At 51.9% G+C, this 16,297-nt stretch carries 16 protein-coding genes; 6 read left to right on the top strand and 10 right to left on the bottom strand.

What is annotated here, in order from left to right; genetic code table 11:
* The first annotated feature begins 57 nt into the window (after positions 1-57).
* Positions 58-1,215 carry a LacI family DNA-binding transcriptional regulator gene (locus tag D4L85_RS13750; RefSeq protein WP_119754839.1) on the top strand — a complete coding sequence of 386 codons (1,158 nt, stop codon included), beginning with the start codon at positions 58-60 and terminating at the stop codon, positions 1,213-1,215.
* A 10-nt stretch (positions 1,216-1,225) separates the two neighbouring features.
* Here the strand turns inward: D4L85_RS13750 and D4L85_RS13745 are convergent, their stop codons facing one another.
* From D4L85_RS13745 to D4L85_RS13715, 7 genes are all read right to left on the bottom strand, one after another.
* A complete protein-coding gene (locus tag D4L85_RS13745; protein ID WP_160143713.1) occupies positions 1,226-1,720 on the bottom strand; it encodes a hypothetical protein in 495 nt (164 codons plus the stop codon).
* A gap of 136 nt (positions 1,721-1,856) precedes the next feature.
* Positions 1,857-3,521: an AMP-binding protein gene (locus tag D4L85_RS13740; protein ID WP_119754837.1), complete on the bottom strand. Its 1,665-nt coding sequence runs from the start codon at positions 3,519-3,521 to the stop codon at positions 1,857-1,859.
* Positions 3,522-3,716: 195 nt separating this feature from the next.
* Entirely contained in the window at positions 3,717-4,733 is a 1,017-nt protein-coding gene (locus tag D4L85_RS13735; protein WP_119754836.1) for a zinc-dependent alcohol dehydrogenase family protein, read from the bottom strand.
* An 8-nt stretch (positions 4,734-4,741) separates the two neighbouring features.
* Positions 4,742-5,281 carry a carboxymuconolactone decarboxylase family protein gene (locus D4L85_RS13730; protein ID WP_119754835.1) on the bottom strand — a complete coding sequence of 180 codons (540 nt, stop codon included), beginning with the start codon at positions 5,279-5,281 and terminating at the stop codon, positions 4,742-4,744.
* Between the two features lie 167 nt (positions 5,282-5,448).
* The gene (locus D4L85_RS13725; protein WP_119754834.1) at positions 5,449-6,330 is read right to left on the bottom strand and encodes a helix-turn-helix domain-containing protein; all 882 of its coding nucleotides are present in this window, start codon (positions 6,328-6,330) and stop codon (positions 5,449-5,451) included.
* Positions 6,331-6,430: 100 nt separating this feature from the next.
* Positions 6,431-7,645, bottom strand: coding sequence for an MFS transporter (locus D4L85_RS13720; RefSeq protein WP_119754833.1), 1,215 nt, complete (start codon positions 7,643-7,645; stop codon positions 6,431-6,433).
* A 40-nt stretch (positions 7,646-7,685) separates the two neighbouring features.
* Entirely contained in the window at positions 7,686-8,363 is a 678-nt protein-coding gene (locus D4L85_RS13715) for a FadR/GntR family transcriptional regulator (protein WP_228450885.1), read from the bottom strand.
* Between the two features lie 134 nt (positions 8,364-8,497).
* Between D4L85_RS13715 and D4L85_RS13710 the strand changes: the two genes are divergently transcribed.
* The 5 genes from D4L85_RS13710 (at position 8,498) to D4L85_RS13690 (ending at position 13,162) form a co-directional block, all read left to right on the top strand.
* A complete protein-coding gene (locus D4L85_RS13710; protein WP_119754831.1) occupies positions 8,498-9,430 on the top strand; it encodes an AraC family transcriptional regulator in 933 nt (310 codons plus the stop codon).
* An 84-nt stretch (positions 9,431-9,514) separates the two neighbouring features.
* Complete coding sequence (locus D4L85_RS13705) at positions 9,515-10,255, top strand: SDR family oxidoreductase (RefSeq protein WP_119754830.1); 741 nt, start codon at positions 9,515-9,517, stop codon at positions 10,253-10,255.
* Positions 10,256-10,334: 79 nt separating this feature from the next.
* On the top strand, positions 10,335-11,087 hold the full coding sequence (locus tag D4L85_RS13700; protein WP_119754829.1) for an SDR family oxidoreductase: 753 nt from the start codon (positions 10,335-10,337) through the stop codon (positions 11,085-11,087).
* A gap of 122 nt (positions 11,088-11,209) precedes the next feature.
* A complete protein-coding gene (locus D4L85_RS13695) occupies positions 11,210-11,479 on the top strand; it encodes a hypothetical protein (protein WP_119754828.1) in 270 nt (89 codons plus the stop codon).
* 510 nt (positions 11,480-11,989) lie between these two features.
* Complete coding sequence (locus D4L85_RS13690; RefSeq protein WP_119754827.1) at positions 11,990-13,162, top strand: AraC family transcriptional regulator; 1,173 nt, start codon at positions 11,990-11,992, stop codon at positions 13,160-13,162.
* A 78-nt stretch (positions 13,163-13,240) separates the two neighbouring features.
* Here the strand turns inward: D4L85_RS13690 and D4L85_RS13685 are convergent, their stop codons facing one another.
* The 3 genes from D4L85_RS13685 to D4L85_RS13675 are packed head-to-tail and all read right to left on the bottom strand — an operon-like array spanning position 13,241 to position 16,296.
* A complete protein-coding gene (locus D4L85_RS13685; RefSeq protein WP_119754826.1) occupies positions 13,241-14,602 on the bottom strand; it encodes a sialidase family protein in 1,362 nt (453 codons plus the stop codon).
* Positions 14,603-14,604: 2 nt separating this feature from the next.
* Positions 14,605-15,447: a glycerophosphodiester phosphodiesterase gene (locus D4L85_RS13680; protein ID WP_119754825.1), complete on the bottom strand. Its 843-nt coding sequence runs from the start codon at positions 15,445-15,447 to the stop codon at positions 14,605-14,607.
* A 6-nt stretch (positions 15,448-15,453) separates the two neighbouring features.
* Positions 15,454-16,296: a glycerophosphodiester phosphodiesterase family protein gene (locus tag D4L85_RS13675; protein ID WP_119754824.1), complete on the bottom strand. Its 843-nt coding sequence runs from the start codon at positions 16,294-16,296 to the stop codon at positions 15,454-15,456.
* Position 16,297: the final 1 nt, after the last annotated feature.

Here is a 16,297-nt window from a genome sequence, read left to right as displayed (position 1 = left end):
TTTTAGTATTTTTCAGATGGCGAAGCCACGTCAGGGCCGTTCGCCGGGAGGACCACTATGATCAAATGCAACAAATGCGGGGAGGTCGATGCCATCGCCAAATCGGGCATCGTGCGGGGAAAACAGCGGTATCATTGCAAGCGGTGTGAGTATTATTTTACACAACCTTCGTTGCTCACCCCGGAAACGCATCATCACCGGCGTCATCAAACCACCATCATGGACATTGCCAGCGCGTTGCAGATCTCCAAATCAACGGTATCGCGCGCCTTGCAAGGACATTCCGACATCAACGAAAACACCCGCAAGGCCGTGCTGGACATGGCCCATCAGCTGGATTATCAACCCAACCTGTTGGCGCTGGGGCTGGCGAAGAGCCGCAGCTACACCATCGGCATCATCGTACCGGAGTTCATCAACAGCTTCTTTCCGTATATCATCATCGGCGCACAACAAGTGGCCAACCCGGCGGGATACCACGTGATCATTTGCCAATCCAACGAATCGCTGGAAACCGAGATCGCCAACACCAATGTGCTCATGGCAAGCCGCGTCGACGGCGTGGTGGCGTCGGTGACGGCGGAGACAAAAAGCCTGGATCATTTTCAAAAATTCCAGCGCGCCGGCATCCCGCTGGTGATGTTCAATCGCATCTGCGACGGATTGGATGTGTCGAAGGTTTTGGTCGATGATTATGACGGGGCCTACCGCGGCGTAGAACACTTGATCCAACAAGGCTGCACGCGCATCGCGCATTTGGCCGGACCTCAAAATCTACAAGTGGGCAAGCAGCGGCTCCGCGGATACCTCGACGCGCTTCGCGATTATAACCTGCCGGTGTACGATGAGTTGATCGTGTACTGCAACCTGACCAAAAGCAGCGCACAAGCCGCAGCCCGGCAATTACTGGACCTCCCTACTCCACCCGACAGCATCTTTGGTGTGAACGACCCGGCGGCCATTCAGACCATTCTCATTGCCAAGAGCAGAGGCATCTCCATACCCAACGACCTGGCGATCGTAGGCTTTAGCAACGAACCTACGTCGGCGCTCATCGAACCGGGGCTCACTACACTGGCTCAGCCGTTGGATGAGATCGGCAAAACCACGGTTCAATTCCTGTTAAATGAAATTGAAGACGACGCCATCCTGCCCCGGACGGAAATCCTGAAGACACAGCTGATCGTGCGCGCTTCTTCTTTGCGGAAACGATAGGCCGAAAGGTTTAAACTCCTTGGAAGATCGCCGTGATAAAACCTTCCTTCTGGAATTTTTCGGTTGCATCCGAATAAATCGTGGACAACACCTGCAACCCGTCTTCCCGGTCGAACTTCACAACGAAATTGTGATAGGCTGTCTTCTTTGTATCCGTTGCCTTTCCAGACATGTTGATATCGAAATCGATGAATGACAACATGGTAAAAATGAGAAGATGATCTTCACCAAAGGGAGCGACATGGAGTATCTTATAATCCCCTTTTTGTGCTGACGATTGTAAATTCCCTTTCAATTTCTGATACTGATCGCCCGGAAAATCTTTCTTGCTCAGATACGGAATATCCAACGATGCGGCTATCTCCTGTGCCTTCGAAGGATTTTTCCGGATCGCGTCGATCGCGGCCTGTGTCGATCGCTTGCTCATCGCGGTGGAGATCAGACGCACCACCACAAAACCAACCCCTCCTAAAATCATTAAAAGGGCAACTATTCCTTTTCCCATAATAAAAAATTGTTTATCGTGATTTGATTGTGGATTAAAAATACTCTGGCGCACATAATTGATGCGCTAAAATCGCAAAAACAATTTGAGATTTTGAGCGTTGTTCAGAAATTTTACCAACGGTATGGCTAAAGGGTTAAACCGCTTCTACTTCGCGCAGTTCGCGCCGCAGGATCTTTCCAACGGCAGTCTTCGGGAGCGCCGCAACGAAAACAATTTGTTTGGGAATTTTATAGGGGGCGAGGTTTTGCCGGCAATGGGCGATGATTTCGTCGTTGGTGAGGGAGGGTTCTCGTTTCACGATGAATACCTTTACGGCTTCACCGCATTGCGCATCGGGCACGCCAATGACACCCACTTCGAGAACTTTGGGATGCGATGCAATGACATTTTCGACTTCGCTGGGGAAAACTTTTAATCCGGACACAACGATCATGTCTTTTTTGCGATCGACGATCCGGAAGTATCCATCCTCGTCCATCACGCCCACATCGCCCGTCCTAAACCAATTGCCTTCAAAAAAAACGTCGTCGTTGTCGTGATTCCAATAACCGCTCATCACCTGGGGGCCGCGGGCACAGATCTCCCCGGTTTCGCCCTGGGGAAGTGGCTGACCCGACTCGTCGAATATGCCCAGTTCGGTGCTTGGCAACGGTAACCCTACTGTGTCATTTTTTATAGGGCCGGCAACAGGATTGGCGCACAGTCCGCCCGAGTTCTCGCTCAGCCCATACCCCTGAATGATCGTATTGCCGGTCACTTCCTTCCATCGCGTGGCAACAACCTCTTGCAAGGCCATGGCCCCTGCACCGGCGATGCGCAGCTCGGAAAAATCGACGGAAGCAAAATCGGGGTGATTAAGCAGGGCATTGTACAACGAGTTGACGCCACTGATCACGGTGAATTTATGTTTTTTCAACTCCTGCACGAATTTGGGAATGTCGCGCGGATTGGTGATCAATATGTTTTTACTTCCACAGCAATAGCCCACCAGCAGGTTTATCATGAGGGAATAGACGTGATAGAGGGGCAGCGCCGTGATGACCACGTCTTTTCCCTTGCCCTTCATCGCCGGAAAAAGCCAGTCCTTCATTTGTTGGGCTTGCGCCAACAGGTTTCGGTGCGACAGCATGGCCCCCTTCGGCGTGCCGGTGGTTCCACCCGTATATTGCAACACCACCAGGTCGTTGATATGAACGGCCGGTTTCTGATACGGTGAGCGACTGCCGATCTTCAGGGCGTCGTTGAATCTGACAGCCCCTGCTATGGCATAGTCCGGTTCCAGTTTCTTGCTATATTTCACGACGAAATTGACGAGCGTACCTTTGATGACCCCAAGCCTGTCGCCCATGCGGGTAACGATAACATGCTTGATGCCGGTGCGCGGCAAAATGGTCTCCAGGTTTTTGGCTACCGTGGAGAGGATGACGACGGCCTTTACCTGCGCATCGTAGAATTGAAATTCCATTTCGCGCGCGGTGTACAAAGGATTGGTCGGCACCACCACCAATCCCGCTTTGATGGCGCCGAAGTATGCAATAGGGAACTGCAATAGGTTGGGCAGTTGTATGGCGATGTGATCTCCTTTGCGCAGCCCGATGTGTTGCAAGTATGCCGCAAAGTAGGTGGCCTGGCGATGCACGTCGGCAAAGGTCATGGTGACGCCCATGTTGTCGACGGCAATGGCTTCGTTATAGACCAGGCTGTAGTGATCGAAGTAGTCGATCATGGAGTAGTGCTCGACGGCGCCGATTTCATGCGGAATACCGGCCGGATAACTTTTGTACCAAGCGAAAGCCATAGGATCTAGGTTAGGTTCGATGACAAGCCGTGTACCGGAATGCCTGGAGATGATGGTCAACAAAAACGGCTTCCTGCTAACGACCTGTCTATCGAAAATAACAATTTATCCGAGAATTTCAAGACCTTTGCGCGTGATCAAATTCAGTGTTCACACGTATATCGCCCAATAGAAAGTCCTTCGTCTGCAAAAAAATCACAAGATGGATTCGCGAATTCCCACAACCACTTTCCCCAAACCCTTCCTGCTCTCCATGACACGATAAGCACGGTTGGCATCCACCAGCGAAAACTTCTCCGGATGGACCAGCGGTTTTATTTTTCCCGCTTCGATCAGTTTCGTTGCCTCCTGAAGGATCGCTCCATGATGCCGCCGGTTTTTACCGGTTAGCAGCGGAAGCAAAGTAAAAATGCCCGAATAGGTCGCACCCCGGAAAGACAACGGAGCAATGCTGTGCGTACCCCAACCCAGCGCGCTCACCACGTGGCCATGATAGGGCCGGATAGATTTGAATGAATTGTCTAGCGTTTCACCACCGATGGTATCGAAGACGATATCAAATCCTTCGGAGTCGGTATATTGTTTCAAGTATTCTTCGGGCGTCTTCGTGGTGTAGTCGATCGCCTCGGCGTTCAACGTGGCGAGGTAGCTCAATCCCTTGGCAGAACCTGTCGCGAATACTTCAGCACCAAAAGCCTTGGCAATCTGGACGGCGATGTGACCAACACCACCCGAACCACCGTGAATGAGAACCTTTTGTCCGGCACGCACTTTTGCGCGGTCCACTAAACCTTCCCACGCCGTGATAAAAACCAACGGCAACGCAGCGGCTTCTTTCATGGAGAGATTGCTTGGCTTGCGCGCCAACAGGTCGGCATCGACCACAATGTATTCGGCGAGGGTTCCCTGGTGGCCTCCAATACCTCCCATCATGCCATACACTTCATCGAAGAGTTTGAAATCGGTGACACCCTCTCCCACTTCTTCAACAATGCCGGCGCCATCAATTCCGAGGATGGCGGGCAGGGAAACTTTAGCGTGCGCGGCTTTGCCGGCCGTGATCTTCAGATCGAGTGGGTTCAGGCCACTGGCCATCACTTTTACCAGGACCTGACCTTTGCCTGGCGTGGGGCGTGACATCACCCGGAATTCAAGTTCATCGTTGTACTTTTCAAGGACCATGGCGTGCATGGTGAGCGTGTTTTTTTTCATAGTGGGTTTTATTGCAAAGATTCGGCAGCGGGAAAATCAACGGGGATGGCGGTGAGTGCATAGACATAGTTTGTATACACCCTCACGGCAACGAGACCGGTCAGCTCCATCAGCGCCGCTTCGTTATAGCCCTGTTCATAAAAGTTGTTCAGCACGCGCTCGTCTGCGTGTCCTTTGTTTTCGGCTATGGACTTTGCCAGTTGCAAGATCGCGTTCAGTTTGGCATCGCTTGCCTGACCTCGCCGGAGATCTAATGTCTCCGCTTTTGAGAAGCCCCTCAGGATGGCGAGGCCGGTGTGGGCTGCCAGGCAATAGGCACATTGGTTTACTTCCGAGACGACCAGGGCAATGGCTTCTCTTTCCTTTGCCGAGAACTGCCCTCCGTTGAGACCTGCTTCAAAATCGAGAAATCCTTTTAATGCATGGGACGAATAGCCCATCGTGGCATACAGGTTGGGCACCTTGCCCAGACGTTTTTTCAATTGATCCAATAGAACACGGGATTCGTCGCTGACTTGGTCAGCCGAAGGAACTGCGATGGTTTTCATAAATGGGGTTTGACAAGCGACGTTGGTTTGACGAATTACTTCTCCGTCGCCAGTGAGTTATACGTCAAAAGTAGTGTGCGCGTCCACATCATCGCATGGACAAAACGGGAAGAGTACCGGACAAATTCGACGGGTGTCGACCGACCTAATCCTCACAATCGATTGTTCTACGGGGCGACATCGGCCATCATGGAAATCCCCGTTTTGTCGCGGAAGGTTTGGGGTGAGACGTTGGTGAACTTCTTGAAGAAACGGCTGAAATAGGATTCATCCTCAAAATTCAAAGCGTGGGCGATCTCCTTGATGCTTTGCCGCGTCAGGTGAAGCTTCTTTTTGGCCTCCAGGATCAGGCGCTCCTGGATGAGGGTGGACGGTGTTTTTTTAAAATAACGGACACACCGTTTGCTGAACGTGTTGGGCGACATGGCCAGCAAATTGGCATAGTCGTTCGGCTTGTGAAGCGTCAGGAAATTTTTTTCCAACAGTTGCATGAACTGCTCCATTTGTTCGTCCCTTTCTTTCGGGTCGCTTGTGGAAAGGGCGTGAAGCTTGGCGCTGCTCGACCTGGCCAGGAAGAGTTGCAGATAGGATCGCAAAACCATTTCATCGGGAACCTGTGCGGCAAACTCCTCCTCCATGTCGGCGAGAATTTTTTTGAAGCCTTTGACCTCGGGTGGCGTGAGCGCAATAGACGGCTCGATGTAAATATTGTTAAACAACAATCCGTTGCAACCCACCTGGGCTTTGTGATATTCGATGCAATAGAAATCACCGTGAAATTGGAGCATCGTTCCCTTCAAGCCATGACACTCCTGCATGTAGATCACCTGCAGCGGCGTGGAGAACAGCAACATGGGACCCCTGAAGGGAAAGACACCAAAATCGGCGTGGTACATGCCTTCACCTTCTTCGAGAAAGAAAATGGTATAGAGGGAGTGTTGCCCCGGCACGGTCATGGTTTCGTCGTGAACCGGGTGAAGGCAGAAGAGCAGCTCGCCGGTTTGAGATACCAACCTGTTTATCTTTTCTAAAAATGCAGGATCTTCCATGGGCGACGGTTAAGCGCTTCTGTGTTCACCTAATATTGAAAGAAAAAACCAGGTCTCCAAAAACGTTTACATTGAGTCGCTTTCGGCTGGTCGCGTTATGTCACCGCTTATGCTCCACGTTTGGAAGCAAACCGGTCACGATACCGATCAGGGGCAGAAAAGCACATACCCTGAATACAAAACCGATGCTGGTGTGGTCGGCGAGATTTCCCAAAACGGCAGAGCCAAGCCCGCCCATCCCAAACGCAAGACCAAAGAAAAGCCCGGCGATCGTGCCTACTTTGCCCGGCACCAGGTCGGTGGCATACACCAGGATGGCAGAGAATGCCGACGCGATGATCACGCCAATGATGACGGCGAGCACCACGGTCCAGAACAAACTCACATAAGGCAACACCAGGGTGAAGGGCGCAACGCCCAGAATCGAGAACCAGATGATGACCTTTCTTCCAAACCGGTCGCCCAACGGTCCGCCGATGATCGTGCCCAGCGCCACGGCCGCCAGGAACGCAAACAAATAAAGCTGCGACTGTTGTGCGGTGATGTGAAATTTATCGATGAGAAAAAAGGTGAAGTAGCTGGTCATGTTGGCCATGTAGAAATATTTGGAGAAGATCAGCAGCAAGAGAATGCCGATGGCTGCGATCACTTTTCCTTTCGCCAACGCCGGTTGCCCGCCTTGGGAAACGACCTTCGCTTTTTTCAGGTACAAATGTTTTTCGTACCATCTTCCCACCCGCCACAGCAAGGTGATGCCCAGCACCGCTGCTGCCGAGATCCAACTCACACTGTGCATGCCGTAGGGCATCACGATCAACGCCGCCAGCAAAGGCCCCAGTGCACTGCCGGCGTTGCCGCCCACCTGGAAGATCGACTGCGCAAGTCCCTTCCGTCCACCCGAAGCCAACTGCGCTACCCGCGACGACTCGGGGTGAAACACCGACGATCCCATGCCGACCAACGCCACCGACGCCAGCAACATGCCAAAGCTGTTGGCAAATGAAAGTAAAATAAGTCCTACCAACGTAAAGCTCATACCGATGGCCAGCGACATGGGCAACGGCTTTTTGTCGGTATAAAATCCAACAATGGGCTGCAGCAACGACGCCGTCAATTGAAAGGTGAGCGTGGTCAATCCGATCTCGGTGAAGGAAAGACTAAACTGTTCTTTGATCAAAGGATACACCGCCGGAATGACGGACTGCATCATGTCGTTGAGCAAATGCGTGAAGGCGATGGTGAACAATATGGGGTAAACCGTTTTCTGAACGGCGGCCGGCTCGACCGCGAGGGACATCTCTGACGCTGCTTTCATCTTGAGGGAAATATGCTGTGAGTTATAAATTCATTTTGGGTTAATGGCTATACTTATAGCCGATGATCTTCTCCGCGGTGTCGCCGGCTTGTGTGGCATTTTGCGCGACAATGGCTTTGAGGAGTTTTTCATGCAGGGAATGACTTCCCTTAAATGCTTCGGTATCTTTATAGAGACGAAAGAATCCCTTTTTCAGGTGCACCGAGATCACACGGTACAGGTCGGCCAGGATCTGGTTCTTTGTGGCTTCGGCCACCGACACGTGAAACTGGATGTCGGCTTCCACACAGTCTTCCAACCGCCCCTCGCCTGCGGCTTTCTTCCGGTTGGCCAGGTGTTTTTCCATGGTGCGGATATCTTTTTCCGTTCGGTTGCGCGCGGCCTTCTCCGCGATCTTTAGTTCCAGCAGTTCGCGGACATCGTCCACTTCCTGTATGCGCGCGCGTTTGAGCCGCTGGTCGAACGGCTCGTTGCTGCCCGCTGCATTCTCCACAAACGTTCCAAGTCCTTGACGAACATTCAGAAACCCGGCGTTGACCAGGATCCGGATGGCCTCACGAATGGTCGACCGCCCCACTCCAAAGAGCTTCATCAGCTCGGGTTCGATGGGGAGCTTGTCGCCGGGCTTGTATTGGCCCAGGGAAATCTTCTCCTGCAGACGGGAGGCGACTTCGTCGGAAAGCGATTTTCGGGAAAGTGTGTCGGGCATAGTCATCATATCATCTGATGATTACAAATGTAGTAAAAACGGTAACGCCCTGTATGGGGTTACATTTTTTTTCTCATCCTCGTGGCCGGCTGAACAAAGGATCGTTTGCTAAAATTCCGATACCTTTGTGTGAAGCCCTTAAAATGGATAAAAAGATCGTCTCGTTCGCCAACTTATTCGACACCTACCAGGCCATGGGGTTGCCCGTTGACGGCATCTCCCCTACGGGCGACTTCACCATCAACAACCTGAAGACCCTCCATCCCCAATTGCCTTTCTCCTCTCTGGGTTACCGGCCCGGCTATTTCTCGTTCCTTTTTGTAAAGAACGCCACCGGACAATACACTACCGACGACTCCACATTCAAAACCATGCCCGGCACTATCTACTTTACCAACCCGGGCCACTTCAAGTCATTTGTGTGGAATACCCTCGAAGACGTGACGCTGATCACGTTTACCGAAGACTTCCTGAAAGAAAATGTCCACCGCGATGTGTTCCAGGAGTTCCCCTTCTTGTTGTCGGAAACGGTGTCGCCCCGCGTGTTGGAGCCGGAGGCGTTTGCCGAATTTGAATTGCTCTATAAGCAGATCGATGATGCGTTTCGCGGGCCGTCGCAATACAAGCAGAAGATCATCGGCAACTTCTTTGTGATCCTGTTGTTGAAGATCAAGGAATATTTCTGGAGCGACTACAATCCTATCTACGAGGGCAACCGCAGTTCGCAGATCGTAAAAACTTTTCGCAAAAACCTGGAAGCGCACTATCGCCAATTGGTGCAGGGCAAGACCGACAAAGTGTATCGCGTGCAGGAATACGCCGCCTTGCAAGGGCTACACCCCAACTACCTGAGCAACGTCATCAAAAGCAAAACCGGAAAAACCGTGAGCACCTGGATCATGGAGAAGACCATCACCGAGGCAAAATCGTTGTTGCAAAACTCCTCGCTGTCCATCAAAGAAATTGCCTACCTGCTGGGCTTTTCGGAAGCCACCCACCTGAGCAATTATTTCAAAAAGAACACAGGCACCACCCCAGCACTCTACCGCAAGGAGGCCGCGAAGGCCGATCTTTAGATTTCATAAGCAATTCTGTAATTCTCATACGTCCCGGGCCCGGTCGGTAGCCCACCTTTGTGTCATCAACAAACACAAAGTCATATGAAAACCCTAAAAGAAAAAGTAATCCTGGTGACCGGCGCTTCCAAAGGAATCGGCGCAGCCGTTGCCCGCCAGTTGGCCTCCGATGGCGCCAACCTCATTGTGAACTATGCCGGCGACAAGGCCGGTGCCGACCAGTTGGTGGCCGAATTAAAAGCAAAAGGCACCGACGCTATCGCCGTGCAAGCCGACGTGAGCAAGTCCGCCGAGGTAAAACAAATGTTCGACACCGCCCTGGCGCATTTCGGCCGGATCGACGTGCTGGTGAACAACGCCGGCGTGATGATCACCAAATTATTGAAGGACACCACCGATGAAGATTTCACCCGTCAATTCGACATCAATGTAAAAGGTGTATTCAACACACTGCGCGAAGCGGCCACCCGTTTGGCCGACCATGGCACCATCATCAACTTCTCCACTTCCGTGAACCGGATCATGTTGCCCACCTATTCGACCTATGTCGCCACCAAAGCCGCTGTGGAACAACTGACGCGCGTGTTCGCAAAAGAAGTGGGCGGCCGGGGCATCAATGTGAATTCTGTTTCGCCGGGCCCCACGAACACGGAGTTGTTCACCAAGGGAAAAACAGACGAAACCATTGCACGGCTGGCTTCTTTGTCGGCTTTCAATCGCATTGGACAACCGGATGACATCGCTAAGGTGGTGAGCTTTTTGGCGAGTGATGATGCGAAGTGGATCTCGGCGCAGAACATTGGGATCAATGGAGGGATGGCGTGAGTCGGGAGCCAGTTGTCAGTAGTCTTTAGTCCTTTAATCTTTAGTATCATATTTAAAAACTTTAAATCCATTTATCATTATGAACAGTTTAAAAAACAAAGTCGCTATTGTGACGGGATCTGCCAGGGGGTTGGGTAAGGCCATTGCTGAACGTTATGCGGCGTTGGGGGCGGATGTGGTGATCAATTATTCGAAAGATAAGGCTTCGGCTGAGGAGGTGGTGAGTAATATCAAGGCTATGGGGGCCCGTGTGATCGCGGTGCAGGCGGATGTTAGCAAGGTTGCTGACATTGAGCGGCTCTTCGGGGAGGCTAAGAAGGCTTTTGGCAAAATCGATATCGTGGTGGCTAACGCCGGGATTGAATTGGTGGAGACGCCGGTGACGGAGTTTACGGAGGCTCAATTTGATAGAGTCTTTTCCATCAATACCAAAGGCTCGTACTTCACGTTGCAGCAGGCTGCACGCAACATAGAGGACAACGGGCGCATCATTTACATCGCTTCCAGTACGACTTCTTTTCCCGTTCCGGGGATGGCAGTCTATGGTGGTAGCAAAACCACGCCGCGTTACCTGGTGGACATTCTCTCCAAAGAGATCGGGCACCGGGGTGTGACGGTGAACTCGATCATTCCCTTTGCGGTGGATCATTCGGGGATTTTCGTGGAGGCCGACAGCTACCCGGCGCTGCGGAAACAACTTCTCGATAGCTGCCCCATGGGAAGGCTTGCCGAAGTGGAAGATGTTGCCAACGTGGCGGAGTTCTTTGCCAGCGATCTTTCCTCGTTTGTGAACGGCCAGCACCTGTTGGTCAACGGAGGCGCTACAAACTAGTGGCTGGGACTACCCGGCATTTTGACCCGATCGTGTGATGCACGTCGGGTTATTATCATGTCAATCACTTTTAATTCTCTTTCGATGCTGAACACTTAAAAAAAGCGCTTAGGCGCCAACGTATGTTGAACACCTCTCAAAATGAAGACTATCAAAAAGCCCTGAATCATTTGGCTTTCTCGATATCGCACCGGTTCAGAAAACCGATCGCCACCATGCTGGGGCTGCTGGAACTTATCCGGCTTGATCTTTTGAAAGAACATGAACACGCGCAAGCGATCCTCGATTTGAGAATCTGTCTCGATGAGCTCGACCGGTATACGCGCGAGTTGGGATGCCTGATCCATCGCGAGCAGATAAAAGTCACCGGGTGTGGCGGGTCCATCGATTGAAAATAAATTGGCGCATATTACCCATCGCTCTTTGTCCGGAAACGATCATTAACGAATCACAAAAAACATGGCCGTTTTCATAAGACAGATCCATCCCATTTCATAATACATACTTCACAGCATCGTAAAGTTGCAGGCGCCGAATGTCTCTCCTCACGACATTGTCGTTAAACATGACATGAGCAGGAAGGAACAGGATGGTTGATTCAAAGTTTGCTTTTAACTATACAGGGAAGGTTTTTTAAAAAGTTCTCTCGATCATTGTTGTTTGCACGAGAAACTTTGGATGCGTTGCACGGCATCGATTGAAAAATCCTTCTATTCAACATTCATCCGATACCTGCACTGACGGTCATGAGCGTTGGGATATTTTTCTGAAACGTTCAGGTATTTTGCATGGAAGTAACGAAGAAAATTCCGAGTTTAGGGACTTGCCGTTGGCGTCGCCCAGCCCACGGGTTATAAAGTGATCTGTGAAAATTTTGCGCCATTTACGCTAAGGATACGGTTATGATCAGAATTATTTTACTCAGTGACTTTTCCGAAGAATACTATAAGAACCTCCTCCGCGGCATCACGCGGTACTCGAAAGATCACGGTCCCTGGACGTTTTGCCGGATGCCGCCCTACTACCGCGAGACCATCGGCATCGACGGCATCCTGGAGTGGGTGCATGAATGGGGCGCCGATGGCATTATCGGGCAATTCTACAACGATGAGGAGGTGAATAAATTCACCGCGGCAAAGATCCCAGTGATTGCCCAAGACTTTAAAGAACGGTTCACCAGCATTCCCAACATCACCGGGGCCTATCATGAAACGGGCCGGCTAGGCGCAGATTACTTTTTGAAAAAGGGGTTTAAAAATTTCGCCTTCTACGGATTCAACAACATTGTGTGGTCGCGCGAGCGGGCCGAAGGTTTTGAAGAGCGTGTGAAGGAGGCGGGCTACACCGTACACTATTATGAACACAAGGAACAGCGCAGCCGCGATCTTTGGTATTATAAACCCTCCGAACTCAGCCGCTGGCTCCAGTCGTTGCCCAAGCCCGTTGCCCTGATGACGTGCGACGACAATCAAGGGCATCACATCACCGAAGCGGCCAGTCACGCCAACATCCGCATGCCCGACGAAGTGGCCGTGCTCGGTGTGGACAACGATGAAATGCTGTGCAACCTCTCCGATCCGCCCCTCTCCAGCATCAACCTCGATGCCGAAAAATGTGGCTATGAAGCCGCGCGGCTCATGGAGAAGATGATCACCCAAAAAACATGCACCGCCCGCGACATCGTGGTGAAAGCCACACACGTGATCACGCGACAATCGACCGACATCTTTGCCAGCAAGGATAAATATATCGTGAACGCCTTGAAATATATCCACGACAATCTCGACAAAAACCTGAAGGTGGACCAGGTACTGCGCGAAGTCCCCCTCTCACGACGGTCGCTCGAGAAACGGTTTATGCAAACCACGGGCTACCCGGTATACGAATACATCTACAACCAGCGCATCGAAAAATTTACCCAGAAATTGCTGGAGACCGATATGACCATCTTCGAGATCGCGCTCGACCTGGGACTTACCGATAGCAAAAACATCGCCCGGCAGTTCAAACAGATAAAAGGGCTGACACCAGTGGAATATCGCAAAAAGTATATGGTCACCAAGCTGCCCGTGTAACCCTTCCCTCCTTCGCGTATCCATCTTCGAAGCCCTGATACATTCCGGGGTCCGTTTCATCCTGATCCATACCGGATTTTAAGGCGTTGCCGTTTTCTCTTTTATCCAGGCCACCGGAAAGGAAGCATACTTGATCGTCTTCCCCGGTTTGACATCATCGCGATGATAGCTATACACCACGTGTATGATGCCGTCGGCTCCTGCGATCACCGAAGGATAGTGACTTGACGTGGCGTCTTTTGTGCGGGTGTCGTTTTCGAGGCTTCGTTTCCAGCGCCAGGTTTTGCCTTCGTCGTCGGAGAGGGCAACGGAAAGGTTGAAGCGTTCCACTTCAGTGTCGTTAAACACCATGAGCCAGTCCCCATTGGGGAGCGTCACCATGTCGAAGCCCGCGCCGGGATTGGGAAGCGTGTCGTCCTTGGCGATGCTCCAGGTCATGCCCTTGTCGGGTGACATCGTGTGTTGCATGCGTTGGGGCGGCGGGCCGTTGTCGCGAAGGTAGGCCACCAGCGTGCTGTCTTTTTTTATAGCAACCGTCGGTTGGATGCCGGCGCCACCCAGCACGGGGTTGCTGAACTGCCAATGTTCTCCATCATCGTCCGAGAGCGCGAAAAGGGAGCCGTCGAATCCGTCGGTATATAACGGAAGGATCAAGCGATGGCCGGCGTAGATCGCTTTGTTCTTGGTTTGCCAGCCCAGTCTGCGGGTGAGCGGATATCCCAATTTTACCGAGGTGTCGTGCGCATCGTCAGTGATCCGGCCGCTGCGCAGCATGTTGCGGCCGCGCGCGAGGCTATCCATTTTATTTCGATAGGCTTTCCAATCGGTCATGAGCATTTGCCGAAGGCTGTCGGGAGCCTCGGGCAGCAACGTGGTTTTCAGGTAGTCTTCGTATTCATGCAACTGATCGTCCACCTCACGGACAAACTTGTCGTCGGGTTGGATGCCGCGTTCGGTTTTGTCGCCGACTTTTACCAGTAAGACATTTTTCGTTTTCCATTCCGGCATGCCGGGTTGATCATAATCTTCGCTTCGCGCATACATTAATAACGACGTCTCCCATTGGTTAGCCAGCACGACATACCACATCAGCCAAAGTCGTTGTTGTTTGTCCATGAACAGGATGGGGTTGATGTCGGGAAAATCATACGTATCCGCCATCACGAAGGGCGCCGACCACGCGGTGTCGCCTTTGATCAATCGCGAACCCATGATCCGCACGTCGTCGGCCCATCGTTCGCCCGATCCCTGAAACCACGCCGACAATAAATCGCCATTGGGCAGCTCTACCAATGTCGATCCATGAACGTGCTCGTCCTGTAGCGGAAAAATAAGGTTGGTTCGCAACGATTGCCCGGGGGGCTTTGTGGTTGGGGGCCGGCAACCGTTGCTTACCAACAAAATGAGGAATAGAAGGATCGTTTTATCCAGATACGTCATGATCAGTGTTTTCGTTTTTGAATCATCGCCTCATGCACGGCTGCAACGTCGTCGGTTTGAATGAGGTCGACATTCACGTCCATGGCTTTTTCATAGTTCGCCTTTGTGTCATCTTCACCCAACAGGTCGGTGAACACGCGGATGCCGGCGGCGTGACATTGCGTCACGCGTTCCGGTGTTATCTCACGCCAGGCCATATCGAAAGCGTATGGTTTCAGCGACAGCATTATCGCGCGTACTTTGTCGGCGCCCGGATACGACGGCATGAGGCGGGCCGCAGCATGTTCCTTGCGGATCTTTAAGAGCGTTTCTTCGTCGCCATAAAAAACTGCAGAGTCCAGCAACGCATAGCGCGCGAGCGTCTTCACAACGGCGGTGGCGATAATGTCTTTGCAATCCACATACAGCCGGCAATAGTGAGCTGATGCCTTGTTGTTTTGGCTGACCAGGGCGCATACCTCATCCAAGACCGGCACTTTTTCCTTTTTAAATTTTTGATCAAACCATTGGCCTGCTGAAAGACCCTGAAGATCATGGATCGTCTGATCCTTTACGGGCTTATCGACACCGGTGGTTCGTTTCAGGGAACGGTCATGAAGACAAACCTGTGTGCCGTCGGAAGTCGTACGGATATCGACTTCGACAAAATCCGCTTTCATGTCCATAGCCAGCTGAAACGCGGCCAGTGTATTTTCAGGGGCCTGTCGCGATGCGCCGCGGTGGGCCGAAACCAAGGGGCGGCTATTTTCCGGTTTTATGCTTATCGCGAACGAAAGCAATATCGCTCCCGCCAGGGCGATCAGCCATACTTTCTGTCGTCGTGATTTTTTTATGATCGTCATCATTTTAGGTTAACGCCATCCGCCTTCTTTTAAAGCTTGGATCACCTTTTGAGGTTCGTCGGTTTGAATGATACTGGCACCATACTTCAGCAATTTTTTTAGGGCGTGTTTTTCCTTTCCATTCCGGATCGCTTCATCCGGTTCGCCAAGCGCGTTGATCCAGGCGCGGGCATAGCTGCTTTTGATCAATTGAATACATTCCGGTGTGTAGAAGGAGTCATCGATATGCACCACCGGCGGATCGAACAACGCAATGGCCGAATCGGCTTGCGTGTAGCGATAGGCCCGCGGCATGATCATAAAATTGGTATCGGCCGCCCGGATCGCGGAGAGCACGGTGTAGTCGCTGTCGAAAAAGAAAACGATGTCTTTGGTTTCCGTTTTGCGAATGATCCGGAGGATGTTGTCGATGCGATCGGTCTTCAGGTCCAGGTCCACCAGGATCTTCCCCGACGCTACCGTCAACGCTTCTTCCAGCGATGGGATTTTTAATGACGTCCGTTTTCCTTTATCCACGAGGAAAAGTTGTTGCAACTCGGCCCAAGTCATAGCTTCCGGATCTCCTTTTCCACTCGTGGTGCGGTCTACCGACTTGTCGTGCATCAGAAACGGCACGCCGTCCTTGGAAACCTTCACATCCACCTCCACAATATCAACCCCCAGATCGATCGCTGCCTGAATGGCCTTCAAAGAATTCTCCGGGTAGCGATGGTGTTCGGCGCGGTGGGCTGCCACCAACACTCCTCCCGACGGATTGAGCAACACATAACGAATGGCATCGGCATTTTGCTGTGCATAGCCGGCGCAACTTACCCAAAAGAAAAAAAAGAAAACGAGGAGACGATTTTGCATG

The sequence above is a fragment of the Chryseolinea soli genome (assembly GCF_003589925.1).
In the GTDB taxonomy this organism is placed as follows: Bacteria; Bacteroidota; Bacteroidia; order Cytophagales; family Cyclobacteriaceae; genus Chryseolinea; species Chryseolinea soli.
This window is presented reverse-complemented; position numbering and strand designations above follow the sequence as displayed.

Coding starts and splice junctions, on each gene's coding strand:
- D4L85_RS13700 (WP_119754829.1), top strand. CDS start 10,335: ATGAACAGTTTAAAAAACAAAGTCGCTATTGTGACGGGATCTGCCAGG.
- D4L85_RS13685 (WP_119754826.1), bottom strand. CDS start 14,602: ATGACGTATCTGGATAAAACGATCCTTCTATTCCTCATTTTGTTGGTA.
- D4L85_RS13705 (WP_119754830.1), top strand. CDS start 9,515: ATGAAAACCCTAAAAGAAAAAGTAATCCTGGTGACCGGCGCTTCCAAA.
- D4L85_RS13730 (WP_119754835.1), bottom strand. CDS start 5,281: ATGAAAACCATCGCAGTTCCTTCGGCTGACCAAGTCAGCGACGAATCC.
- D4L85_RS13750 (WP_119754839.1), top strand. CDS start 58: ATGATCAAATGCAACAAATGCGGGGAGGTCGATGCCATCGCCAAATCG.
- D4L85_RS13680 (WP_119754825.1), bottom strand. CDS start 15,447: ATGATGACGATCATAAAAAAATCACGACGACAGAAAGTATGGCTGATC.
- D4L85_RS13695 (WP_119754828.1), top strand. CDS start 11,210: ATGTTGAACACCTCTCAAAATGAAGACTATCAAAAAGCCCTGAATCAT.
- D4L85_RS13725 (WP_119754834.1), bottom strand. CDS start 6,330: ATGGAAGATCCTGCATTTTTAGAAAAGATAAACAGGTTGGTATCTCAA.
- D4L85_RS13720 (WP_119754833.1), bottom strand. CDS start 7,645: ATGAAAGCAGCGTCAGAGATGTCCCTCGCGGTCGAGCCGGCCGCCGTT.
- D4L85_RS13740 (WP_119754837.1), bottom strand. CDS start 3,521: ATGGCTTTCGCTTGGTACAAAAGTTATCCGGCCGGTATTCCGCATGAA.
- D4L85_RS13710 (WP_119754831.1), top strand. CDS start 8,498: ATGGATAAAAAGATCGTCTCGTTCGCCAACTTATTCGACACCTACCAG.
- D4L85_RS13690 (WP_119754827.1), top strand. CDS start 11,990: ATGATCAGAATTATTTTACTCAGTGACTTTTCCGAAGAATACTATAAG.
- D4L85_RS13675 (WP_119754824.1), bottom strand. CDS start 16,296: ATGCAAAATCGTCTCCTCGTTTTCTTTTTTTTCTTTTGGGTAAGTTGC.
- D4L85_RS13745 (WP_160143713.1), bottom strand. CDS start 1,720: ATGGGAAAAGGAATAGTTGCCCTTTTAATGATTTTAGGAGGGGTTGGT.
- D4L85_RS13735 (WP_119754836.1), bottom strand. CDS start 4,733: ATGAAAAAAAACACGCTCACCATGCACGCCATGGTCCTTGAAAAGTAC.
- D4L85_RS13715 (WP_228450885.1), bottom strand. CDS start 8,363: ATGATGACTATGCCCGACACACTTTCCCGAAAATCGCTTTCCGACGAA.